Below are 22869 nucleotides of genomic sequence, written 5' to 3'. Positions count from 1 at the left end.
TCGTGGCCGGGCGACTTACTACTTTCTATCGTTGCTGTTCGTTTTTGCTCGAAACTGAGTGATCTAGAGCCGGTCGACGACGGCCTCGGTGACCGCCTCGGTGGAGGCCGAGCCGCCGAGGTCCGGCGTCTTCGGCCCCTCTTCGAGCGTCGCCTCGACGGCCGTCCGAACGCGGTCGCCCTCGTCCTCGTAGCCCAGATGATCGAGCAACATCGCGGCCGAGAGGATCATCGCAGCGGGGTTGGCGACGCCCTCGCCCGCGATGTCCGGCGCGGAGCCGTGGACCGGTTCGAACAGCGCGTTGTCCTCGCCGACGTTCGCGCTCGGGAGCAGGCCGAGACCGCCGACCAGTCCGGCCGCGAGGTCCGACAGCATGTCCCCGGCGAGGTTCGGACAGATCACGACGCCGTAGTCCTCGGGGTGCATGACCAGGTGCATCGCCAGCGCGTCCATCAGCGCGGTGTCGTAGTCCGCACCGCGGTCCGCTCCGACAGCCTCGGCGGTGTCGAGGAACAGGCCGTCGGTCTCGCGCATGACGTTTGCCTTGTGGGCGATGGTCACGTCGTCGTAGTCGTTCTGGCGGGCGTAGTCGAAGCCGAAGTCGGCGATCTGTCGGGAGGCGTCCTCGGTGACCACACGCGTACACGTCGTGACGCCGTCGCTGATCTCGCTCTCGATGCCCTTGTAGACGCCCTCCGTGTTCTCCCGGATGAACACGAGGTCGGTGTCTGGCTGTACGGCGTCCAGACCGGGGTACGAGACCGCCGGGCGGACGTTGGCGAAGGAGTCGACGACCTGCCGGAGTGGCAAGATTACGTCGGCAGCCGTCTCGCCGGCCGCACCGAAGAGCGTCGCGTCGGCGTCGGCGGCGATCTCGCGGGTCTCCTGTGGCAGTGCCTCGCCGGTCGCTTCCTTCACGGCGTCGCCGGCCTCTCCCTCGACGAACTCGAAGTCGACGTCGAGCGCGTCCAGTACGTCGACGGCCGCGGGCGTGACCTCCTGTCCGATCCCGTCGCCGGGGATCACTGCGATCTCGTGAGTCATGCGCGTACGTCTCGCGGGCGTCGAAAAGAGGGTGTCGATACCGGTCGTCCGCCCTCGCACGCGGGGTCGACGGACATGAACGCCGTCGCCGTCTACGAACTGCGTGCGTAGGCGACGCCGACGTTGTGCGTGACGAACAGCGCGAGCGCGAGCACACCGAGGCCCGCGAGGGCGGGGTCGGCGCTCTCGAACCCGACGGTCCCGAGCCACCGCGAGGCCGTCGCCGGTCGCAGTTCACACAGCAGCCAGGCCGTGGCCCCGACGGCCGTGACGACGCCGATACTGGCGGTTCCGAGGTCCAGCAACGACGAGTGGGGGACGACGCCGCGGAGTGCGTTGTCCTCGATCGTGTACACCACGGCCAGCGAGACCGCGAGGACCGTCGCCGCGAGTACGAACCCCTCGACCGCGATCGAAGCTTCGGCAACCGCCAGCCACAGTGTCCACACCGTCGTTTCGGCGAGGGTGAGAGCGACCAGCGTCCCCGTCGACACCGCGAGGTCGACGCCGTTGACCGTCAGGTCCTTCAGGATGCGTTCGACGAGGAGGCCGACCGCGAGGATGCCACAGCCGACGAGGGCCGTCGCCGACGAAAGCGCCGCGGTCTGAACGATCGCCAGCCAGACCACGAGCGCCGCCGTCTCGACGAAGGTACACGCGAGTATCGAGACGGCGCGCACGGTCGTCATCCACCCCTCCAGCGACGGTCGCTCACCGCGTTCGTGCGTGGCCATGACCGATGGCAGACGCCGACTTCGGTTTGTTAGCCGTTCGTTACCGACGCTCCGTCGGCGTCTGAAGCCGAAAAAGCGCTGCAGCGTCGGTCGTGGCCGCTCGTACTGCTGGCCGTCACTTCGCGAGGAGAGTCGCCACCCCATGTGGCGAAATCCGTCACCGATTCACAGCTGACCGTCTCAGTCGTCGGAGTGGATCTCGTCTCGGGTCTGGTCGACGTAGGGCAGCGAGTCGGCGGTCGCCGCGATGGACTGCTCGTTGGACTTCATCAGCGCGGTCGTGTCCCAGATCCCCTCGACGAGGGCCTGTCGCTGTGCGTCGTCCACGCTGACGCCGATCTCGTCGCCCCCGTAGGTAACGGTCTCGGCCGCCACGTCGACCTCGATCTCGCCGTCCGGGTTGTCGTCGACCCACTGCTGGAGCGCGTCGATGGTCTCGTGATCCGCGGTCACGGTCGGGATACCCAGTGCGAGACAGTTGCCGGCGAAGATCTCGGCGAAGCCCTCGCCGATGATGGCGTCGATCCCCCAGCGCATCAGGGCCTGGGGCGCGTGCTCGCGCGAGGAGCCACAGCCGAAGTTGTCGTTGACCACCAGCACGTTCGCGTCCTGGAAGCGGTCTTCGTTGAACGGGTGGTCTTTCTGATTGTCGTCGTCGTCGAAGCGCAGGTCGAAGAAGGCGAACTCGCCCAGCCCGTCGAAGGTGACGACCTTCATGAACCGCGCCGGGATGATCTGGTCCGTGTCGATGTCGTTGCCCCGAATCGGAACGCCGGTGCCGTCGACGTAGTCGACGGAGGGGATGTCTTCCGTTCCCGTCATGCGGTGGTCACCTCCTCCAGTTCGCGCACGTCAGACACCTCGCCGGTGATCGCCGCGGCGGCGACCATCCGGGGGTTCATCAGGACGGTCCGGCCGTCCTTGCTCCCCTGGCGGCCGACGAAGTTCCGGTTCGACGAGGACGCACAGGCCTCGTCGCCCTCCAGCTGGTCCTCGTTCATGCCCAGACACATCGAGCAGCCGGCGTTGCGCCAGTCGAAGCCGGCCGCCTCGAAGATGTCCTTCAGGCCCTCCTCCTCGGCGGCCTCCTGGACGCGCTGGCTGCCGGGGACGACCATCGCGCGCACGTCGTCTGCGACCTCTCGACCCTCGACGATGCGGGCGGCCCGACGCAGGTCTGGCAGGCGGGCGTTGGTACACGAGCCCAGGAAGGCTACGTCGATATCGTAGCCTTCCATGGTCTCGCCGGGTTCGACGCGCATGTGTTCCTGCGCGCGTCGCGCCGTGTCCTGCTTGCCGTCGGCCAGCGCTTCGGGGGCCGGGATCGGGTCGTGGATGCCGATGCCCTGGCCGGGGGTGGTCCCCCACGTCACGACGGGGTCGAGCTCCGAGGCGTCGATGTGGACCACGTCGTCGTACTCGGCGTCGTCGTCGCTGCGGATCGACTCCCAGTAGGGCTTTAGCTCGTCGAACTTCTCGGGGTCGTCCTGGAAGTAGTCCGTCTCTTTCATCCACTCGTAGGTGGTCTCGTCGGGGTTGACGTAGCCCGCGCGGGCACCGCCCTCGATGGACATGTTACAGATTGACATCCGGCCTTCCATGCCGAGGTTCTCGATGGCCTCACCGGCGTACTCGTAGACGTAGCCGACGCCGCCCTCGGTGCCGAGCCGACGGATGATCTCCAGGATGATGTCCTTGGCCTCGACGCCCTCGCCGAGTTCGCCGTCGACCTGGATCTTCCGGACCTTCTGTTTCTCCATCGCGATGGTCTGGGTCGCCAGCACGTCCCGGATCTGGCTCGTGCCGATCCCGAACGCGAGCGCGCCGAACGCACCGTGTGTCGAGGTGTGACTGTCGCCACAGACGATGGTCTTGCCCGGCTGGGTGATCCCCTGCTCCGGCCCGATGACGTGGACGATCCCCTGATCGCCGGTCGTCGGATCGGAGAACTGGATGCCAGCGTCGCGGACGTTCTCCTCTAGCTCGGCCATCATGTTCTCGGCCGCGTCTTCGGCGTAGGGCCGATCCTGGTTCCCGGTCGGGACGATGTGGTCGACCGTCGCGTGGGTCAGGTCCGGCCGCGCGACTTCGAGGCCGCGCTCTTTGAGCATCCCGAACGCCTGGGGACTCGTGACCTCGTGGATGAGGTGGAGCCCGACGAACAGCTGGTCCTGCCCGTTGGGCAGGGTGGTGACTTTGTGCCGGTCCCAGACCTTGTCGTACAGTGTGTTCTGGCTCATACGGAATCCGTCCGTCCCTCTGTGCCGCGCTCGAAGACGCGGGTCGTCCCTTCAGTGGGAGACTCGTGGTCCACGTCGTCCATGGTGTCGGTCTCCGCGTCGTCTGTCTCCGTCGGCCGCTCGCCGCCGTCGGCGACCACTGTCGGGCCGCGACGGAACGCGCCGCCGAACGATTCGTCCGTGTGTGGATGCGTGTGATCCACGTCGTGCATGTTGCTCATGTCAGTCGTCTGCTGGTGCTTCCGCAGCGTCGGCGTCGGCGTCCTCGCCGTCCCACGCGAACAGTTCGCGCAGGTCCGCGCCGACGCGTTCGATCTGGTGGTTCTGTTCCGCCGAACGGTACTGCTTGTAGGCCGGCCGGTTGGCCTGGTTCTCCGAGATCCACTCGCGAGCGAACTCGCCGTTCTGGACCTCTTCGAGGATCTCTTCCATGCCCTCGCGGTCGATCACCGACTCACCGCGCGTGAGACCGCCGTACTCGGCGGTGTCGGAGACGGAGTTCCACATCCCCATGTGGCCGCCTTCGTACATCAGATCGACGATGAGTTTGAGTTCGTTCAGACACTCGAAGTAGGCCATCTCGGGGGCGTAGCCCGCGTCGACGAGCGTCTCGAAGCCGGCCTTCACGAGGTCGGTGACGCCGCCACAGAGGACGGCCTGCTCGCCGAACAGGTCGGTCTCGACTTCTTCCTGGAAGGTCGTCTCGATGACGCCGGCTCGCGCGCAGCCGACAGCCTGGGCGTAGGCGAGTGCCTCCTGCTTGGCGTCGCCGGTCGCGTCCTGCTCGACGGCGATCAGGCCCGGCGTCCCCTCGTCGCGCTTGTACGTGCGGCGCACGAGGTGGCCGGGGGACTTGGGCGCGACCATCGTCACGTCCACGTCCGCGGCGGGCTCGATCTGGCCGTAGTGGATGTTGAACCCGTGTGCGAACTGGAGCGTGTCGCCCGCGTCGAGGCCGTCCTCGATGGTCTCGTACACGTCGGGCTGGACCGTGTCTGGGACCAGCATGACGACGATGTCGGCCTCGCTGGCGGCGGCCGCGGGCGTCTCGACGCGCAGTCCGTCGGCTTCCGCCTCGGTCCGGGAGGACGAGGACTCTCGCAGGCCGACCACCACGTCGACGCCGCTGTCGTCGAGGTTCTGTGCCTGTGCGTGGCCCTGGCTGCCGTAGCCGAGGATCGCGACGGTCTTGTCTTCGATGTGCGATGCGTCTACGTCTTCGTCGTAGTAAACGTCGGTCGTGAGTTTGTCAGTCATCGTTCTCCAGTGTGTCGGCCCCTCTTTCAAGTGCTGCGGTTCCGGTCCGCACGACTTCCTGCACGTCGAACTGCTCGAACGCGCCGACGGCGGCGTCGATCTTCTGCTTGCTGCCGGTCAGCTCGACGGTGACCGATTCGGCGGTCACGTCGACTGCCTGCCCGCCGTACATGTCCGCGACGGCGTTGACGTCGTCTGGCTTCTCGCCGCTGACCTTGATCAGCGCGAGTTCGCGGCGTGTGTTCTGCTGGTCCAGTTCCGTCACCGAGATCGTCGGCACGAGCTTGCGCAGTTGCTTTTTCGCCTGCTCGATGCCGGGCTGGGGTTCCTCGATGACGATCGTCATCCGGGCCACCCCGTCGTCGTGAGTCGGGCCGACGGTCAGGCTCTCGATGTTGAACTGCCGGCGGCTGAAGAGGCTCGACACCTCCGAGAGGACGCCGGGCTCGTGTTTCACGAGTGCGGAGAGGACGGCCTCGCGTGGCTCGTGTGTGACCTCCGCCTCGGGGTCGATGCGAATACCCTGCGTGTTGCGCCGCCCGTCCGGACGCATCCGCTCGTCCGGGGCCGGCCCTGGCATACCACCGGTCATAGTTGCTCCAGATGTCGCTCGTTCAGTGCGAACAGTCCGTTGTCCCCGCCGCTGGGAACCATCGGATAGACGTTCTCTGCGGGGTCGATGATCGCGTCGACGACCGAGGGGCCGTCGTACTCGCGTGCCGCCTGGATCGTCTCCTCGACGTCGTCGTACTCCTCCAGCCGGAAGCCCCGCGCGCCGAAGGCCTCGGCGAGCTTGTCGAACTCGGGGATCCACGGGTACTCGGAGGCCATCCGACGACCCTCGTGGAAGGCGTCCTGCCACTGGCGGACCATCCCGACGGCCTCGTTGTTGAGGACGACGTAGGTGATGTCGAGGTTCTCGCGGACAGCGACCGAGAGCTCCTGGACGGTCATCAGGAAGGAGCCGTCACCGTCGAAGCAGACGACCTCCTGGTCGGGCGCGGCCAGCTTCGCGCCGATGGCGGCGGGCGCGCCGTACCCCATCGTCCCCAGTCCGTGACTGGAGACCCAGGTGCGGGGTTCGGTGAACTCCCAGAACTGGGAGGCCCACATCTGGTGCTGGCCGACGCCGGTACAGACGATCGTGTCGTCCGGCGTCAGCTCGCTGAACCGCTCGACGACGTACTGTGGCTTCAGCGGTTCGTCGTCGGGCGTCTCGTAGTCCATCGGGTACTCGGCTTTCCACTCCTGGCACTGCTCGCGCCACTCGTCGGCGTCCGGTGCCGACGGCATCGCGTCGTAGAGCTGTCGGAGCGTGGCCCGAGCATCGCCGATCAGCGGGTAGTCCGCGTGGACGTTCTTGCTGATCTCTGCGGGGTCGATGTCGACGTGGACGATGTCGGCGTCGGGTGCGAAAGAGTCGATTCCGCCCGTCAGTCGATCGTCGAAGCGGGTGCCGATCGCCAGCATGCAGTCGGTGTTGGTGATCGCCATGTTGGCGTAGCCGGTGCCGTGCATGCCCGCCCACTCCAGCGAGAGCTCGTGGTCTTCCGGGAAGCTCCCGATCCCCGGCATCGTCGTGATGACCGGGATCTCGTACTCGAAGGCGAAGTCCCGCAGCGCGTCGGCCGCGTCGGCCTTGATGACGCCGCCGCCCGCGAGGACGACCGGCCGCTGGGCGGCCGCCAGCGCGTCGGCGGCCTCCTGGACGTTCTCGTCGTCGGCCTCTTCGGGCACGTCGTAGGTGTCTGGCTTCTTCGGCGGGGCCGGCTCGATGTCCGTCTCCCCTTTGGTGATGTCCTTGGGGAGGTCGACCAGCGTCGGTCCCTGTCGTCCCTCGTTTGCCAGCGCCCAGGCCTCGCCGACCTCGGTGCCGACGGTGTCCGCGTCGTCGGCAAAGTAGCTGTGCTTGGTGACCGGCTGAGTGATGCCGACCGTGTCCGTCTCTTGGAAGGCGTCGTTGCCGACGAAGTCCGTCGGCACCTGGCCGGTCAGCGCGATCATCGGGTCCGAGTCCATGTTGGCGTCGGCCAGCCCGGTGACGAGGTTCGTCGCGCCGGGGCCAGACGTGGCAAAGCAGACGCCGGGCTCGCCCGAGACGATGCCGAACGCGTCCGCCGCGTGGGACGCGCCCTGTTCGTGGGCCATCGTGACGTGGTCGATCTCGGAGTCGTACAGCGCGTCGTAGACGGGCATGATCGCGCCGCCCTGGACGCCGAAGACGTACTCCGCGCCCGCGTTTTCCAGCGCCCTGACGACCGACTGTGCGCCGGTCGTGACCGGGGCCTGCTCTGCCTCGTCTTCGTCGGCGTCGGCCTCGTCGGCCTGGACCGACGCTCGTTCACTCATCGCTCTCACCTCGCTGTCCTGTTCGATACCGTGGTCGTGTGTGTGTATGCATTGCTGGAGTCTCCTGCGTTGGTGGAAAACCGGTCCGACGATCGCTGAGAAGTGTGGTAGGAGGGGCTATACAGCCCCTACAATACGACCGCCGAGAAGCGTGGTCGCGCGGCTGGCCGCGGAACGAGCCCCGGTACCAGCCTGCGCCATCATCGTGTCGAGTGTCTGTGCGTGCCGGATAATAAGGGTTCCGTGACACGTGCTGTCGAGCGCCATCGGTACCCACGACTCGCCGGACGCGTCGGCCGGCCGATACCAGCCGCTTGTGACGGTCGCGAACCGGTCGAGGAGGCATCGCTATGCCCGGACCTCCTCTTGGGACTCGGGGACGCCGATGTCCTCGGCGAAGCGAGTCAGTTCCTCCATCGTGACTCGCTTTTTCTCCGCGCCGTAGTCCTTGACGCGTCGGGTCACTTCCCGAACGTGTTCGTCGGTCGGGTCGTAGCCGGCGTCGACCAGACGCTCGCGGACCGAGTGCTGGCCCGTGTGCTTGCCCAGCACGAGCTGGCGCTTGGCCCCGACCATCTCGGGGGTCATGACGCCGGGCTCGAACGTGTCGGAGTTCTCGATCACGCCCGCGGCGTGGATCCCGCTCTCGTGTGAGAACGCGTTCGCACCCACCACCGGTTTGTTCGCGGGGACGTCGATGCCCGACTTCTCCTCGATGATCGCGGAGAGTTCGGTGATCCGGGTCGTGTCGATCCCCGTCTCCACGTCGTACAGGCTCTCCAGCGCCATCACGACCTCTTCGTAGGCCGCGTTCCCGGCGCGTTCGCCGATCCCGTTGACGCTGACCTGTGCCTGGGCCGCCCCAGCCTCGTAGCCCGAGATGGCGTTTGCCGACGCCAGCCCGAAGTCGTCGTGGGTGTGGACGTCGATGCGGGCCTCGGTCTCCGCGTCGACCATCTCGATGAGGTCGTAGAACCGACGGGGCGTGGCGACGCCGCAGGTGTCGGGAATGTTGATCCAGTCGGTCCCCGCCTCGGAGACGCCCTCGATCACGTCGACGAGGAAGTCCTCGTCCGTGCGCGTGGCGTCCATCGGCGAGAACATGCACTCGGCGCCGGCCTCCTTGACGCGCTCGACGGACTCGATCGCGCTGTCGAGTGCCTCCTGTCGAGTCGCGTGCATGGAGTCCTGTAGCTGTACGTCGCTGGTCGAGACGAACGTGTGGACCAGATCCACACCGGCGTCCAGTGCCGCCTCGATGTCTTTCTCGACGACGCGGGCCAGCCCACAGACCGTCACCGAACTGGCCTCGGTGATGTCTCGGACGGCCTCGAACTCCGCGTCGGAGTTGACCGGGAACCCCGCCTCGATGACGTGGGTTCCCATGTCGTCTAGGATCGCTGCAATCTCTCGTTTGTCTTCGTAACTAAACGACGTGCGTGGCGACTGCTCGCCGTCACGTAGCGTCGTGTCGAAAATACGTGCTTCTGTAATCTCAGAAGTGGAATCCAGTGTGCCCTGGAAGAACTCGATCCGCCGGAGATTCCGACGTGCCCTCTATGTTGTTGGACATAATCGTCTGATACGGGACGCTCCGTGTATTTAAACCTGTCCATACCTCTTTTGAGTGATACGTCTCTCGTCGCCCTCGACAGTCGTCGAATCGCTCGACACAGCCCGTCCGTGACACACTTTGGCGTGGCACTCTCCGAGAGCGATCACTCCCTCGACAGGTACACCACATACTGCCGGCTGTCACTTCGTGAGGATCTTCGCCACTCCGGGGTGGCGAAATCGGTCACAGATGTACAGCCGGTAGTATGACGGAGCCGTCGGTGACGGCCCGGACGACGGAAGCAACTGCGCACGTCCCACCGGCGACGGCGAGAGGAGGCTTTTTTTCACTCGGCTCCCAGAGACAGAGCATGAGTGAGTTCGAGGGGCTCGACCTGCAGGCCGTCGAAGATCAGATGGACACCGACGAGGGCGGGGACGGGAGCGATCGAATCGTGCTGGGCGTTCTGGACGGCTCGACCGGCCCGGACGAGTGGCTGGAGACGATTCACGGCGGTGCCGTCCTCGTCTTGAACGTCGACGGCGACCTGAACGAGCTGGCCGCTGGCTTCGCCCGCGACGTGAAGGAGACGGGCGGGGAACTCGTCCACTTCCGTGGGTTCCTGATCGTCACGCCGCCCGGCGTCACGATCGACACCGACCGACTGGAGTGAGCCGGACGGGCGGAGTCGACCGCCGACTGGGGCGCTCGGTCCGGGCCGACGACGTTTCTCGGGACTACGGCTCGAACAGCGTGAGGGAGTGACCGTCCGGATCGCGGAGCCGACTGCCGCCGTCGACGTGTTCGACGGAGCGTGCGGTCCCCCGGACCCGGTCTGCGGCCGTTCGCGGAGCGGCCGCTTCGATACCCCAGTCGACGTGGACGCCGCCGCGGGCGTCGGCCAGCCCGAGCTGGGGCTCCCACAGTTCGAGGTCGACCGCACCCGTCGTCAACCGGACCCGACGGCGCTGGTCGCCGCGATCGACCACCTCGAAGCCGAGCGTCCGGTAGAACTCGACGGCGGTATCGAGCGCCTCGACTTCGAGTACGACCTCGAACAGTCCCACCACACCGTCACCGGTGTCGACGGTCTCTGCGAGTTCGACACAGTTGCCGTCCGGGTCGTAGCAGTACAGCGAACGGTCGTCGCCGAAACGGTGCTCTTCGACCGTCAGTCGCCGGTCGAGGCGTTCGTACCAGTCGTCGGAGGCCGCTCTGGAGATCGAGAGCGCGTAGTGAGTGTGGAGGCCACCACGGGGGACCGCTCCCGGCGTCCGAATCCAGAGCGTCGCCTCGCCCGCACCGAAGCCGACCTCGTCGGCCCCGTCTTCGCGAACCGGGAGGTCGAGCACCGACCCGTAGAACTCCCGTGCCCGGTCGAGGTACTTCACTTCGAGCGTCAGGTGGCGGGGCGCACCGACCATGGGGGTCCTACGTCGTCCGTCCCAAAGGCGTTGGCGACGGACTCCGAGCGCACCCACAGCGAGCGCGCTTCAGCCGTTTCTGTCGCCGCTGTCACACACTCCGCGGCGAACTGCCGTCCGGTGGGGCCGTGCTTTTGTGTTTCCTGCCCCTACGATCGTCACGATGAAAGGATCCGGCTCCGCGACGGACTGGCAGGCGATCGATCGATGGGAACACGGCGTCGGCTGGCTGCCCTATCCCGACGAGACGATGCAGCGGGCGAGCCACGCGATCGAGGTCGACGGCGAAGTGTGGCTCGTCGATCCGGTCGACTTCGACGGGCTGGACGATCTCGTGGCCGAACACGGCGAGGTCGCGGGCGTCGCCGTCCTGCTGGACCGGCACAAGCGAGACGCCGCCGCAGTCGCGAACCGCCACGACGTTGCGGTCCACGTGCCGGCGTTCATGCGCGAGATCGCCGACGACTTCTCGGCACCCGTCGAGTTGATCGAGCGAGAGCTGGGCGAGACGGGCTATCGAATGCACGAACTCAAGAACAACGGCTTCTGGAAGGAGGCGGCGCTGTACAGCGACGACACGGAGACGCTGGTCGTTCCGGAGTCGCTCGGCACCTCGTCGTACTTCCGGGCCAGCGGCGAGCGGCTCGGCGTCCACCCGATGTTGCGGCTCTTCCCGCCGCGGAAGCTCGCCCGCCTCTCGCCCGAGCGGGTCCTCGTCGGCCACGGCGCGGGGATTCACGAGGACGCGGCGGCGGCCGTCCAGGATGCACTCGACGGGTCGCGGACGCGGGCTCCGTCGCTGTACGCAAAGACCGCCAGAGAGTTCATCTTCGGGTAGGGCGACGACGGAACTATGAACGTTCGTGTCGAAACACGATCGTGATCTACGCGACGCGTGGCCTCGTCGAGTCGCTGCTCCGCATGGGCCGTGACGCCGATCCGGACTCCGTGACCGTCGCCGTCTCGGTCACGCCGGCCGGCGACCTTCCGGAGGCCGATCTGGACCCGGCGACCGACGTTTTCACCCACTTCTACATGCCCAGCGCTGGCAACTCCGTCAGTGCAGTCTTCGGCTTCGACCTGGGGACGCCGGTCGCCCAGAGCAACGGCCGATTCGTCTCACACCCCGAGGGCCGTCTGGAAGTGACGAAGACCGACGACCTCCACGAGGTGATCTTCGTCGCGGTCCCGCCCTGGGACGAGGATTCGATCGCCGCGTTCGACCGCCGGGGCGACGAGTTGCCACTCACCGTCCTCGACGTCGCGCCGCCGGAAGAAGCGCTCGAGTAGCTACTCGATGTAGCCCAGGTCCTGCAGCTGTTCGGTGATGTCCTGGAACTCGGCTTCGGTGAGTTCGCCCTGCTGTTGGTGCTGAATGACGATGCTCCGGAGCATGAAGCGAACGAGGTCGCTCGTCGACGAGAAGCTCGTCCCCTCGATTGTCTCCTCGACCCTGTCGGCCAGGTCTTTCGGGATCGACACCGTGGTGTAATCGGACATACCTCCGTTTTGCCGCGCTGGCGGATAGTCGTTGCGGGCTCTGGATTCGCCGGTGTCGGCCGTTCGTACCACAGACTGTCGGGTCGACGACGTTCGCCAGACCGGGCGAGGAACCTGGCACGGACGGCGGCGTCAGCGCTGGTCGGCGGTCGTGTCGAACTGGCCCATCGCGGCGTGGTTCGTCGGGTCGAAGGTCCGTGGCGCACCACAGCGCTCGGTCCAGGACTCGCCGGCCCTCGAACCGGTCGCGTGGTCGGACGGGCGCGTGTACCTGTCTTCGCTAGTGGGGTCGGTCGTCGCGTGCTGTTCGTCGGTTCGGGTCGTCGTCTCAGTCTGTATCCGGGTTGCCATCGTGTGTCTGGAAGGGGGGTGTCGTTCGAGTGGCGCGGTTCGGTGTGTCGCTGTCGGCGGCGGCTGCGAGTGATACGCTCATCGGTACATCACCCTCTCCTCCGAACCTTAATAAAAGTTAATGATTAATTCTGAAGTCCGAACGTGCCACCCTCAGACGGACCGTTGCCGCGGTTTCCCGGCGAGTGTCTCCGGGGCGACGCCTGCCGGTGCGCAACGACGACGCTCCGTGTCAGACGACCAGTTCCTTGGGGTACTCAGTGAGGTTCTCGTAGCCGTCTTCGGTGACGACGACGAAGTCCTCGATGCGGACGCCACCGACCTCGGGATCGTACAGGCCCGGCTCGACCGTGACGACGTGGCCGGGTTCGAGGACGCCGCCGTTGGGCGCGACCCGTGGGAGTTCGTGAACGTCCAGCCCGACGCCGTGACCGGTGCTGTGGATGAACCCGGTCTCGGTCGACTCGTCGCTGCGCAGCGTCGGCTGGCCCGCCGCCTCGTACACGTCACAGACGGCGTCGTGTACCTCGGCACCGGTGGCACCGGGCTCGATCGCGTCGAGGGCGGCGGCGTGGGCTCGGGCGGTGAGTTCGTACCACTCGGACACCGTCTCGTCGGGTTCGCCGACGACGAACGTCCGGGTCATGTCGGCGTGGTACTTCGACGCCTTGTCCTGTGGGAAGATGTCGACGATGATCGGCTCGCCGGCACGCAGCGGCCCGCTCCCTCTGTCGTGGGGATCTGCGGCGTCGCTCCCACAGGCGACGATCGTCTCGTCGAGCGCACAGCCGTGGCGCAACAGCGTCACCTCGATCTCCTCTTTGATCCGCTCGCTCGTGACCCGCTCGCCGTCGTAGAGCAACTGCCCTTTGGCCGCAGTGCGACTCTCCCGGAGCAGTTCCTCGGCCGCAGCCATCGCCGCCTCGTTGGCCCGCTGGGCGGTCTCGATGTGTTCGATCTCTTCGTCGGTCTTGGTCGCTCGGATCTCCGTGATCACACTCTCTGCGTCCGACTCGACGGTCACGCCGCGGTCCCGCAGTCTGTCGGCCGTCGAGAGGGGGAATCGTGGCGGTACGGCGACCGACTCCACGTCGTAGGCGTCGAGGAACGCAGCGATCACGCGGCTAACGCCTTCCCGTGGGCCGTACTCCTCGACTTTGCGCTGGTACCCGAAGTCGACGTGGCGCTCGACGGTGTCGGCGCGGGCCTCCTTCTTCGCCCGTCCGTACTCCAGGCTCCGAGAGAAGAGCAGGTGAACCTCGCCGTCGTACAGCGTCAGAAAGGGATCGGGCGCGTCGAACCCCGAGAGGTAGTACTGATCGGAGTCGGTCGAGTCGGCGTCGATCAGGTAGCCGTCGAGATCACGATCGTCCAGGGCGGCGTCCAGTTCGCTGAAGTCTGGATCCATGTTCCGTCGTGTGTTCCCGACCTTCATTAGTCTCTCGGGGCCCAAACAGACACGCTCTTGGTCCGGCCAGCCGACCGGCCGGACGTGAACGCCGAAATCAGTCCGTCGACGGTCGGTGGCACGGCACGAGCGCCGCCGTCGAAGAGTTACACGCACCGGGCAATTCTCGCAGCGGGATACGCCGACGGCGCGGTCGTACACGACCCGCTCGTCAGCGCCGACACGAGGGCGACGATGCGAGCGGTCACCGCCTTCGGCGGCAGCGTCGCGCTACGGGACGAGGAGACGGTCCTCGACGTGACCGGCTTCGACGGGCGGCCGGAGACGCCCGACGACGTGGTCGACTGTGCGAACAGCGGCACGACGACGCGGCTCGTCACCGCCACGGCCGCCCTCGGCGACGGGCTGACCGTCCTCACCGGTGACGAGTCGCTGCGCTCCCGGCCGCAGGGACCGCTGCTGGACGCCATCACGACAGACCTCGACGGACGCGCCGAGAGCACCCGCGGGAACGGCCAGGCTCCCCTGGTCGTCGGCGGTGCCGTCGACGGCGGCGCGGTGTCGATTCCCGGCGACGTATCCTCGCAGTACATCACCGCGCTCCTGATGGCGGGTGCCGTCACCGACGAGGGGATCGACGTGCATCTCGAAACGGAACTCAAGAGCGCGCCGTACGTCGACATCACGCTGGAGGTGCTGGCCGACTTCGGGATCGAGGCCGAGGCGACGCCGGACGGCTTCGCAGTCCCGGGCGGCCAGTCCTACGCGCCGACCGACGGCGAGTACCACGTCCCCGGCGACTTCTCTTCGATCTCCTACCTGCTGGCCGCGGGCGCACTCGCCAGCGAGGACGGACTGACGATCACGTCCGCGTATCCGAGCGCGCAGGGCGACACGGCGATCGTCGACGTCGTCCGCGAGATGGGTGCCGGCGTCGACTGGGACCGCGAGGCCGGCGAGATCGAGGTGACGAGCGCACCCCTCTCCGGCGTCGAGGTCAGCGTCGCCGACACGCCGGACCTCCTGCCCACCATCGCGACGCTGGGCGCGGCGGCCGACGGGACCACGCGGATCGTCGACTGCGAACACGTCCGCTACAAGGAGACCGACCGCGTCAGCGCGATGGCCGAGGCGCTGACGAAGATGGGCGCGAGCGTCGAGGAGCGCCAGGAGACGCTGACGATCCACGGCGGCGAGAGCGACCTCCAGGGGGCGACGGTCGACGGGCGCGCCGACCACCGGATCATCATGGCGCTGTCGATCGCCGGGCTCGTCGCCGACGGGACGACGACGGTCGACGGCATCGAACACGTCGACGTGTCGTTCCCGGGCTTTTTCGACGTGCTCGACGACATCGGCGCGGCCGTCCGGTACTGATACGACCGGCTGTACATCTGTGACCGATTTCGCCACCCCGAGGTGGCGAAGCTCGTCACGAAGGTACAGCCGGCAGTATGAGACGGATCGTCGGCGTTTTCTCGGTCGATCGTGCGTCTCTGTGCCGTCCGCTCGCGCGACGAACGGTCGACGCACGGCCGCCGGTGGCTCGTCTGCCGACTTCGACCGTCGTACGCCGACTGTAAGGTTGAAATGCCCCCGACCCAACCCAGTACGTAATGAACGGGAACGAGTTCGGCCGGCTCTTCCGGCTGACCACCTTCGGCGAGAGCCACGGGGAAGCGATGGGTTGTACGGTCTCGGGTGTGCCGGCGGGCGTCGAACTGTCCGAAGAAGAGATCCAGACGGACCTCGACCGGCGCAAGCCCGGCCAGTCGATGATCACGACCTCGCGGGGCGAGCCCGACAAAGTGTCGATCAAGTCCGGCCTGCAGGACGGCTACACGACGGGCACGCCGATCGGGATGGTCATACAGAACAAAGACGCCCGCTCGGGGAAGTACGAGCCCTTCATCACGGCACCGCGGCCCTCCCACGGCGACTACACCTACTCGGCGAAGTTCGGCACGCGCAACTGGGGCGGTGGCGGCCGTTCGTCGGCCCGCGAGACGGTCAACTGGGTCGCTGCCGGCGGCGTCGCCAAACAGGTCCTCGCACAGTCCGACCACGACGTACAGATCAAGGCCCACGTCTGCCAGATCGGCGACGTCGTCGCCGACGACGTGACCTGGGAGGAGATGCTCGAACACAGCGAGGACAACGAGGTCCGCTGTGGCGATCCCGACGCCGCCGAGGAGATGCGCGACCTCGCGGACGAGTACCAGAAGGAAGGCGACTCGATCGGTGGGGCGATCTACTTCGAGTGTCGCGGCGTTCCGCGGGGCCTCGGCGCGCCGCGGTTCGATTCGATACCCGCACGCCTCGGACAGGCGATGTACTCGATCCCCGCGGTCACGGACTTCGAGCTGGGGATCGGGCGCGACGCCCGGACGGCCACCGGGACCGACTACACCGAAGACTGGACGTTCGACGAGAGCGAGGCGACAGCCTCGGACAACGCGAGCGGCGACCCGACACCGGTCGGCAACGACCACGGCGGCATCCAGGGCGGGATCACGACCGGCGACCCGATCTACGGCGAGGTCACCTGGCACGCGCCGGTCTCGTTCCCGAAGACCCAGGAGACCGTCGACTGGGAGACCGGCGAGCGAAAGGAGATCACGGTGACGGGCCGACACGATCCCGTCCTCCCGCCGCGGGCGGTCCCCGTCGTCGAAGCGATGCTGTACTGCACGGTGCTCGACTTCATGCTGCTCGGTGGCCGGATCAACCCGGACCGGCTCGACGACCGGCCCGGCGAGTACGACACCGACTACCACCCGTCGAGCCCCCAGAACGATCCCGAAGACGCCGACACGCACGCGACCACCGTCGACGAGGACTAACATGGACGCCGACCAGGAGTCTCTGTCCAATCCGTACGGGATGGACGAGACGTGCCAGAACTGCCCCGAACTCTGCGAGACGCGCTCGAACGTCGTCCACGGCTACGGCGACGTCGGCGCGGAACTGCTCGTCCTCGGCGAGTCGCCCAGCGAGGCGGCCGACGAGGTCGGGCTCCCGTTCGTCGGCGAGCGAGAGCGAGAGTTGCTGGACATCCTCGACAGCGTCGGGCTGGTGGACGATCCCGACGCCGACCGGCCACAGTTCGACAACGTCTATCTGACCTACGTCAGCCGCTGTCACCACCCCGAACGCGGTGCGACAGACGAAGAGGTCCGGAACTGCGAGCCATACCTCAACAGCGAGGTCCGGATGATCAACCCCGAGCTCCTGTTGCCGGTCGGACAGGCGTCACTGGACGCGCTGGCCTTCGAGTACACCACCCTGAGCGAGGACGAACTCGCCATCGAAGAGCGCCACGCGACGACGATCCGGGGACGTGGCTTCGAACTTCTCCCGATGATCGAACCGTGGGAACAGACCGACGCGGAACGCGACGCGTTCCTCGAACACCTCGGCGAGACGCTCGGCCGGGACTACCGCCAGACGAAGGGACGCCGAAGTCGGTAGCGCCCGATCAGAACCGCTCGGCCGACTCCCAGCGCTCTCGCGTCGCCTCGATCTCGGAGCGCTCTCGCTCGATGTCCGAGAGGTGCCAGACGATGTCGGTCAGCGTCAGGATGCCGACCAGATCGAGGTCGTCGAGCACCGGGACTTTCTTGATGCCCTCGTCGGACATCTGTCGAGCGACGCTCCGGACCGCCGTCTCGGGCGTGGTCGTCACGACCGAGCCGTGTGCGAGCTTCGCGACCGGAATGTCGTCCAGCGCCCGCCCGGTCCGCAGTGCGGCCGCCAGCGCGTCCTGTTCCGTGACGATCCCACAGGGAGCCCCGTCGTCGAGGACGACGACCGACCCGACGCCGGCATCGAGCTGGCGCTGAACGGCCTCGGCGAGCGTCGCGTCGAGGTCGACGGTCACGACGGCCGTCGACATGAGCTCCTCGACGAGCATGGTGTATGCTATCACTCCCGAAACAATAACTTCCGCGCCCGGCCAGTGGAAAGTGAAAAGGGTCGCCTCGCCGGAGAGAGAGGTATGACCACTGTCGCAGTCATGGCCGAACCGCCCGAATCCGGTGCCGTGCTCACGGACCTCGTCGAACGCGATCGGTTGACGCCGGACGAAGCGTCGGAGCTGTACGCCGCGATGCTCGCCGACGTCTGCGAAGCAATCGACGGGAGCGGGGCCGAGTTGCTCGTGAACTACCGTGCCGACGAACAGGTCCCCAGCGAGGACGGAGCCTCCGAGCGCGAGGTCCGCTCGGCGCTCGACGGCGTCGTCGACACCGACGAGGTCCGCTTCGAGGTACAGGTCGGCTCGACCGAGTCGGCCCGTGCCGGCAACACGATCACGCACCTGCTGGAACGGGAAGGCGTCCGGACGGCCGCGGTGGTGAGGCCGACGGCCGCCCTGCTCGGTCGCCAGCACATCGACACCGCGGCGATGAAGCTCCGGAGCAACGGCGTCGTCCTCGGTCCTTCGACGGCCGGCCGGATCAGCTACGCCGGGTTCGCCGAACCGATCGACTTCGAGGACGCCTTCCAGACGCCGACCGTCGAGACGCTCGTCCAGCGAGCGACGGACGCGGGACTCGCCGTCGACTTTCTCCCGACGATCCCGGTCGTCGAACGGGACGCGGACCTCCCGACGGTCGTGTCACTCCTGCGTGCTCGCAATCGAGCCGATCGACTGGTCCCCACACGGACCACGGCGGCGCTCGACGAGTTCGGGTTCGAAGTCGTCGACAGGGACGGGACTACGACGGTCGTTCGCCCCTAGAGGAACTGCAGGCAGACCGGACTGGGCAGTTCGGTGACCGCACCGGTCGCGGACAGTTCGCCCGTCGCGGCGTCGACGTCGAACGTGACGATGTCGTTCGTGTCCATGTTCTCGGCCAGGAGCGTCTCGCCGTCGGGCGTCAGCGCGAAGTTCCGCGGCCACTCGCCCCGCGTCGACACGGTGCCCTGGAACTCGATGGTCCCGTCGTCGACGGCGAACGTGGCGATGCTGTCGTGACCGCGGTTCGAGCCGAAGACCCACTCGCCCGAAGGGTGGACGTGGACGTCTGCGGTGATGTTCTCGCCGTCGTAGTCGTCGGCCACCGTCGGCGCGGTGTCGACCACGGTCAGGTTGCCCGTGTCCGCGTCGCGCTCCAGCACCGTCACCGTCGAGTCGAGTTCGTTGATGAGATACGCGTACTCGCCGTCGTGGTCGAACGCCATGTGACGAGGGCCCGAGCCGGCCGCCAGCTCGACCGTCGCCGCGTCGCTCGCCACGAGCGTGCCGTCGTCGAGGTCGAGTTCGTAGCCGACGACCCGGTCGTCGCCCAGGTCCGGCACGTACGCGTACTCGTTGTCCGGGCCGGGCTGGATCGAGTGCGGGTGAGCGGCCTCCTGTCGCTCCTCGTTGGGACCCGAGCCCGTGTGTTCGACGAGATCCGAGGGCGCGCCGATCTGGCCGTCCTCGGCGATCGGACACATCGCGACCGAGCCCCCGGTGTAGTGGGCGACGAGTAGATACTGGCCCGTTGCGTCGACCGTGCAGTGACACGGGTCGGCACCGCCGCCGGTCCTGACCTGATTCAGTCGCGTGAGTTCGCCGGTCGCCCGATCGATCTCCAGGGCAGTGACGCCGCCCTCGTCGACCTCGTTGACCGCGTAGCAGTACTCCCCGCTGGGATGGATCGCCAGGAACGAGGGGTCGTCCCCCGCGGCCGCGACCGACCGCTGCTCGACAGCGCCGTCGCCGTCGACCGCGACGGTGTAGATGCCGTCGCTGTCACCATCCGTGTACGTCCCGACGAGTGCGAGTTCCTCTGTCACCATTACACTCGCTTCGACGGCCCCTGTCTTCGGTCTTTGGGCTCACCGCTGCCCGCCCACAATCGACACTCCTTAGGCCGACCCCCGGCTATCGACGACTGTCCCGTGGTGGGATGGCAGAGCGGCCCATTGCGCCTGCCTTGAAAGCAGGTGGCGCAAGCCTCCTGGGTTCAAATCCCAGTCCCACCGCTGTCTCACTCCGCCCAGCACTGCGTGGCGGCGGCACAGCCCGAACTCTCCCCAGCATATGGCTGCTCTCGTCGTCGTCCGGGACGACGATCGAGTGTCGGCCGGACGGCAAAAAATCGCTTTCACAAAACACGAAGCTTATACCGTGGTGCTAAGTTGTTCAATCAAACAGAGTGTTACAGATGTCGAGCAACACAACGTCGTCGAGATTCGGGACCGGTCTGGCGCTTCTCGTCGCCGGACTTCTGGTCGTCAGTAGTATCGGGCCGGCGCTGGCTGCACCGCGCGTGTTCGTCGCGGGTGCGTCGCTGACCGAGAAGACGACTGCGACGGGCGACAGTGTCGACGTGAAGATCAAACTCCGAAACACCGGCGAGGACGACGGTGCCGGTCGCGTCACGGTCACGGCCAACGGCGAGGAAGTACTCGTCGAAAACTACGCCGTCGACAGCGGCGGATCGCGGACCGTGCGGGTGCCGCTCACCTTCGACGAACCCGGTGAGTACGAGATCGTCGCCAACTCGAAGACGGCCGGGACGGTCCTCGTGGACCGAGCGGTCGCGCGGACGACCGAGTATCGGTCCGACGGGCGAACCATGAGGGTCCGGACCGGCGCGGTCGACGGGACCGGGCCAGTCACCGCGGCCTTCCCGGCGACGAACGACTCGCTGGCCGTCGACTCGCTCACCTTCAGGACCAGCAGAGACAGGTTCAACCGGACGGTCGCGACCTACACCGATCCGGAGGCGGTGCCGTTCTCGCTCCCGTCTGGTGACGGGACCACCGTCTTCGGTGCCGTCACCGTCCAGCAGGCCGCCGACGTGGACGACCGACGCGTCCGGATCGCGGTCAACCAGTCCGTGATCGACGCGACCGACGTGGACAGCGACGAGGTCGAAATCTACAGCGGCACGGACGGTGCCGTCCAGCGAACCAACACGACCTTCGAAGGCCCCGTCGACGGTCGCTACGTCTACGAGGCTCGGACCAACGAGACCGAGACGCTGTTCGTCGGCTCGCTCGTCTCGGTGTTCGAGGTCGGCGGACACACGCTGTCGACCAGCGAGAACGGGGTCGAGAAGGAACTGTCCGTCAGCGCGAACGTCACCAACGCGGGCGACGTAGCCGGCGAGTACACGGCGTCGCTGCGGGTCGACGGGACCGCCGTCAGCAACGAGACCGTGACGCTCGGCCCCGGCGAGACCCGACAGATTACCGTGTCCGAGGCGATCAGTCGCGACGGGAACTACCGTGTCGCGCTCGACGAGCAGTTCGTGGGCAACGTCGTCGTCGAGACGGGAGACGCCGAACAGACCGAGACCGACAGCGGACAGGCGACTGACGGCGACGGCACGTCGGAGTCCGACGACGGCGAGAGCCAGACGGAGACGGGCGACCCTAATTCCGCTGGCTCTGACGGCGGGTTCGACGTGTCTGTGCCCGAATCCGTCTCGGAGTTCGACGTGGGCCTCACCGAGATCGCGATCGGTGGCGGTGTCGCCGTGATCGGCGTCCTCCTCGTCGCACTCCAACGCTGGTAACCGGGAGATTTTTGCGTGGGTCACCCTACCCATCCGGTATGGACTGGCCACACGATCCCGACGGCGAGGAAGGGAGCGAAGGGCGTCGAAAGTACGGCCATGCGGTGATCGCAAAGAAGATCGACGAGGAGGCAGACTTCCCGCTGTCGGCCGAGGAGTTCGTCGCGGAGTACGGCGATCACCCGGTTCGAATCGACTACGAGACCGTCGTCTCCGTCGCCGACATCTTCGAGCACGTCGACGGCTCGGAGTTCGAGGACTTCCCGGAGTTCCACAAGGCACTGGGGCGTGCGCTTCGATCGGCCGACTACTGGCCCTACCGTCTCGAACACGCGTAGTGGGCGCGTGAAGTATGTGACCGCGACACATTTTTTACGGTGCCGTTCGGTCCGCGACGCGTTCTTCGAGCGACACCTCCCGAAGCTCACTGCGACCGGCGTCGTCGAGTACGACTCGATGGTCGCCACGGTGACGCTGGCCGACGACGCAGTGGCCGGCCAACACCGTCCATGATACGGATTGTCGTCGATCGTTGCCCGATGACCGTACGCCACCGGGAAACGCGCTCCGTCGTCTTCCGAGCCCGTCCGCACCGATCCCGACTCGACGGACCGTTCCGACAGAACAATAGCCGTCCCTCGATAACGGTGAGCCAACCGTGACCAACACGCAGGTGACCCACATACAGATCGACAACTACGGGCCGTGGACGGTGACGCCGGAGCCACGCCGCGAAGTGGATCTCCAGACCCTCCAGTCGCGCCTCTTTGCCGATCTCTCTCAGCTGTTCGGGAACCGGGACGCGTACGTCTTCTTCACCCGGTTCGACAACATGATCGCGGTCAGCAACGGCGTCGATCTCGACGACCACGCACTCATCCAGGAGTCGGTCGCGAACCGATATCCGGTGACGATGAGTCTGAGCGTCGCGACCGGGACGACGCCCGCCGAGGCGCTTGGAACCGCGACCGAGCAACTCCAGGCGGCCGGGAGCGCGCAGGACGAACACCGCCGAGAGATCCTCAAGGGACGCGTCGTCGACGAGGAGTTCCGCACCGACGAAGACGTACAGATCGCCCACTTCGACGTGAACGACGCGACCGAGAAGTACACCGACCAGCTCAACGAGTTCGACACGTTCATCGAGATCGAACAGGGGTACGCCGAGTTGATGCGCCACATGCGACGAGCCCACGACTCGCTGGCCTTCTTCGTCGGCGGGGACAACGTCATCGCGACGTGTCCGGAACTGGACGAAGCCGACTACCGGGCGGCGATCGATCACGTCCAGGAGACCGTCGGCGTCGAACTGAAGGTCGGTGTCGGCCGGGGTGGCGTCGCCGCCGACGCCGGAATCACCGCCAAGCACGCCCTCGAAGAGTGTCGGGCGACCGGCGACGACGTCACGATCGAGTTCTGACGGTCCAGTCTTTATCGTTCGAACGCGGCGGGTATAAGCGTAGTGCAGGTAGCTTTTAGGGCACCTGTGTGTT

The 22869-nt window shown here is 66.8% G+C and carries 26 protein-coding genes and 1 tRNA gene; 12 read left to right on the top strand and 15 right to left on the bottom strand.

Annotated elements, in window-relative coordinates:
* Positions 1-63: 63 nt before the first annotated feature.
* From IL252_RS01415 to IL252_RS01375, 9 genes are all read right to left on the bottom strand, one after another.
* Positions 64-1044, bottom strand: a complete 981-nt coding sequence (locus tag IL252_RS01415; RefSeq protein WP_208626121.1) for an isocitrate/isopropylmalate dehydrogenase family protein — start codon at positions 1042-1044, stop codon at positions 64-66.
* A gap of 92 nt (positions 1045-1136) precedes the next feature.
* Positions 1137-1778, bottom strand: a complete 642-nt coding sequence (locus tag IL252_RS01410; RefSeq protein ID WP_208626120.1) for a hypothetical protein — start codon at positions 1776-1778, stop codon at positions 1137-1139.
* Positions 1779-1958: 180 nt separating this feature from the next.
* A complete protein-coding gene (leuD, locus tag IL252_RS01405; protein WP_208626117.1) occupies positions 1959-2600 on the bottom strand; it encodes a 3-isopropylmalate dehydratase small subunit in 642 nt (213 codons plus the stop codon).
* Positions 2597-4018, bottom strand: coding sequence for a 3-isopropylmalate dehydratase large subunit (gene leuC, locus IL252_RS01400; RefSeq protein ID WP_208626115.1), 1422 nt, complete (start codon positions 4016-4018; stop codon positions 2597-2599). Before leuC ends, leuD begins: the two co-directional genes overlap by 4 nt.
* Positions 4015-4239 carry a hypothetical protein gene (locus tag IL252_RS01395; protein WP_208626112.1) on the bottom strand — a complete coding sequence of 75 codons (225 nt, stop codon included), beginning with the start codon at positions 4237-4239 and terminating at the stop codon, positions 4015-4017. Before IL252_RS01395 ends, leuC begins: the two co-directional genes overlap by 4 nt.
* 1 nt (position 4240) lies before the next feature.
* Positions 4241-5275 carry a ketol-acid reductoisomerase gene (gene ilvC, locus IL252_RS01390; RefSeq protein ID WP_153553719.1) on the bottom strand — a complete coding sequence of 345 codons (1035 nt, stop codon included), beginning with the start codon at positions 5273-5275 and terminating at the stop codon, positions 4241-4243.
* Positions 5268-5855, bottom strand: a complete 588-nt coding sequence (gene ilvN / locus IL252_RS01385) for an acetolactate synthase small subunit (RefSeq protein WP_170094604.1) — start codon at positions 5853-5855, stop codon at positions 5268-5270. The genes ilvC and ilvN overlap by 8 nt, the downstream gene beginning before the upstream one ends.
* Before the next feature lie 8 nt (positions 5856-5863).
* Positions 5864-7624, bottom strand: coding sequence for a biosynthetic-type acetolactate synthase large subunit (gene ilvB / locus IL252_RS01380; protein WP_208626110.1), 1761 nt, complete (start codon positions 7622-7624; stop codon positions 5864-5866).
* Between the two features lie 348 nt (positions 7625-7972).
* Positions 7973-9157 carry a LeuA family protein gene (locus IL252_RS01375; protein WP_208627358.1) on the bottom strand — a complete coding sequence of 395 codons (1185 nt, stop codon included), beginning with the start codon at positions 9155-9157 and terminating at the stop codon, positions 7973-7975.
* A gap of 392 nt (positions 9158-9549) precedes the next feature.
* On the opposite strand from IL252_RS01375, the gene IL252_RS01370 reads away from it, so the two are divergent.
* Positions 9550-9852: a DUF5779 family protein gene (locus IL252_RS01370; protein ID WP_153553715.1), complete on the top strand. Its 303-nt coding sequence runs from the start codon at positions 9550-9552 to the stop codon at positions 9850-9852.
* Positions 9853-9916: 64 nt separating this feature from the next.
* On the opposite strand, the gene IL252_RS01365 is transcribed toward IL252_RS01370, so the two are convergent.
* Entirely contained in the window at positions 9917-10603 is a 687-nt protein-coding gene (locus IL252_RS01365) for a VOC family protein (RefSeq protein WP_208626107.1), read from the bottom strand.
* Positions 10604-10766: 163 nt separating this feature from the next.
* Between IL252_RS01365 and IL252_RS01360 the strand changes: the two genes are divergently transcribed.
* Together IL252_RS01360 and IL252_RS01355 are read left to right on the top strand one after the other, a co-directional pair.
* Positions 10767-11441 (top strand): hypothetical protein, encoded by a 675-nt coding sequence (locus tag IL252_RS01360; protein WP_208626104.1) that lies wholly within the window; start codon positions 10767-10769, stop codon positions 11439-11441.
* 41 nt (positions 11442-11482) lie between these two features.
* Positions 11483-11893 carry a hypothetical protein gene (locus IL252_RS01355; protein ID WP_208626102.1) on the top strand — a complete coding sequence of 137 codons (411 nt, stop codon included), beginning with the start codon at positions 11483-11485 and terminating at the stop codon, positions 11891-11893.
* Here the strand turns inward: IL252_RS01355 and IL252_RS01350 are convergent, their stop codons facing one another.
* The 3 genes from IL252_RS01350 to IL252_RS01340 all read right to left on the bottom strand — a co-directional run bounded on the left by IL252_RS01350 (position 11894) and on the right by IL252_RS01340 (position 13862).
* Positions 11894-12103 carry a ribbon-helix-helix domain-containing protein gene (locus IL252_RS01350; protein WP_015763592.1) on the bottom strand — a complete coding sequence of 70 codons (210 nt, stop codon included), beginning with the start codon at positions 12101-12103 and terminating at the stop codon, positions 11894-11896.
* Positions 12104-12235: 132 nt separating this feature from the next.
* Entirely contained in the window at positions 12236-12454 is a 219-nt protein-coding gene (locus IL252_RS01345; protein ID WP_208626099.1) for a hypothetical protein, read from the bottom strand.
* Between the two features lie 232 nt (positions 12455-12686).
* On the bottom strand, positions 12687-13862 hold the full coding sequence (locus IL252_RS01340) for a Xaa-Pro peptidase family protein (RefSeq protein WP_208626097.1): 1176 nt from the start codon (positions 13860-13862) through the stop codon (positions 12687-12689).
* Positions 13863-13946: 84 nt separating this feature from the next.
* Here IL252_RS01340 and aroA point away from each other — a divergent pair, with 84 nt between their 5' ends.
* From aroA to IL252_RS01325, 3 genes are all read left to right on the top strand, one after another.
* Complete coding sequence (aroA, locus tag IL252_RS01335) at positions 13947-15239, top strand: 3-phosphoshikimate 1-carboxyvinyltransferase (protein WP_208626095.1); 1293 nt, start codon at positions 13947-13949, stop codon at positions 15237-15239.
* 239 nt (positions 15240-15478) lie between these two features.
* Complete coding sequence (aroC, locus tag IL252_RS01330) at positions 15479-16705, top strand: chorismate synthase (protein ID WP_208626093.1); 1227 nt, start codon at positions 15479-15481, stop codon at positions 16703-16705.
* Position 16706: 1 nt separating this feature from the next.
* Entirely contained in the window at positions 16707-17333 is a 627-nt protein-coding gene (locus IL252_RS01325) for a uracil-DNA glycosylase family protein (RefSeq protein WP_170094595.1), read from the top strand.
* Positions 17334-17340: 7 nt separating this feature from the next.
* Here IL252_RS01325 and IL252_RS01320 read toward each other — a convergent pair whose 3' ends face one another.
* Positions 17341-17775 (bottom strand): CBS domain-containing protein, encoded by a 435-nt coding sequence (locus IL252_RS01320; protein WP_208626090.1) that lies wholly within the window; start codon positions 17773-17775, stop codon positions 17341-17343.
* Positions 17776-17859: 84 nt separating this feature from the next.
* Here IL252_RS01320 and IL252_RS01315 point away from each other — a divergent pair, with 84 nt between their 5' ends.
* The gene (locus IL252_RS01315; RefSeq protein WP_208626088.1) at positions 17860-18603 is read left to right on the top strand and encodes a hypothetical protein; all 744 of its coding nucleotides are present in this window, start codon (positions 17860-17862) and stop codon (positions 18601-18603) included.
* Here the strand turns inward: IL252_RS01315 and IL252_RS01310 are convergent.
* Positions 18600-19649, bottom strand: a complete 1050-nt coding sequence (locus IL252_RS01310) for a lactonase family protein (RefSeq protein WP_208626085.1) — start codon at positions 19647-19649, stop codon at positions 18600-18602. The two genes, IL252_RS01315 and IL252_RS01310, sit on opposite strands and share 4 nt — an antisense overlap.
* A 104-nt stretch (positions 19650-19753) precedes the next feature.
* On the opposite strand from IL252_RS01310, the gene IL252_RS01305 reads away from it, so the two are divergent.
* From IL252_RS01305 to IL252_RS01285, 5 genes are all read left to right on the top strand, one after another.
* Positions 19754-19835: transfer RNA gene (locus IL252_RS01305), tRNA-Ser, on the top strand.
* 182 nt (positions 19836-20017) lie between these two features.
* Positions 20018-21376 carry a CARDB domain-containing protein gene (locus tag IL252_RS01300; protein ID WP_208626082.1) on the top strand — a complete coding sequence of 453 codons (1359 nt, stop codon included), beginning with the start codon at positions 20018-20020 and terminating at the stop codon, positions 21374-21376.
* Positions 21377-21414: 38 nt separating this feature from the next.
* Complete coding sequence (locus IL252_RS01295; RefSeq protein WP_153553699.1) at positions 21415-21714, top strand: DUF5785 family protein; 300 nt, start codon at positions 21415-21417, stop codon at positions 21712-21714.
* 16 nt (positions 21715-21730) lie between these two features.
* Entirely contained in the window at positions 21731-21889 is a 159-nt protein-coding gene (locus IL252_RS01290; RefSeq protein ID WP_208626079.1) for a hypothetical protein, read from the top strand.
* A 145-nt stretch (positions 21890-22034) separates the two neighbouring features.
* The gene (locus tag IL252_RS01285; protein ID WP_153553697.1) at positions 22035-22796 is read left to right on the top strand and encodes a GTP cyclohydrolase III; all 762 of its coding nucleotides are present in this window, start codon (positions 22035-22037) and stop codon (positions 22794-22796) included.
* The last annotated feature ends 73 nt before the right edge of the window (positions 22797-22869 follow it).

This window comes from Halomicrobium sp. IBSBa (assembly GCF_017612575.1).
In the GTDB taxonomy this organism is placed as follows: Archaea; Halobacteriota; Halobacteria; order Halobacteriales; family Haloarculaceae; genus Halomicrobium.
This window is presented reverse-complemented; position numbering and strand designations above follow the sequence as displayed.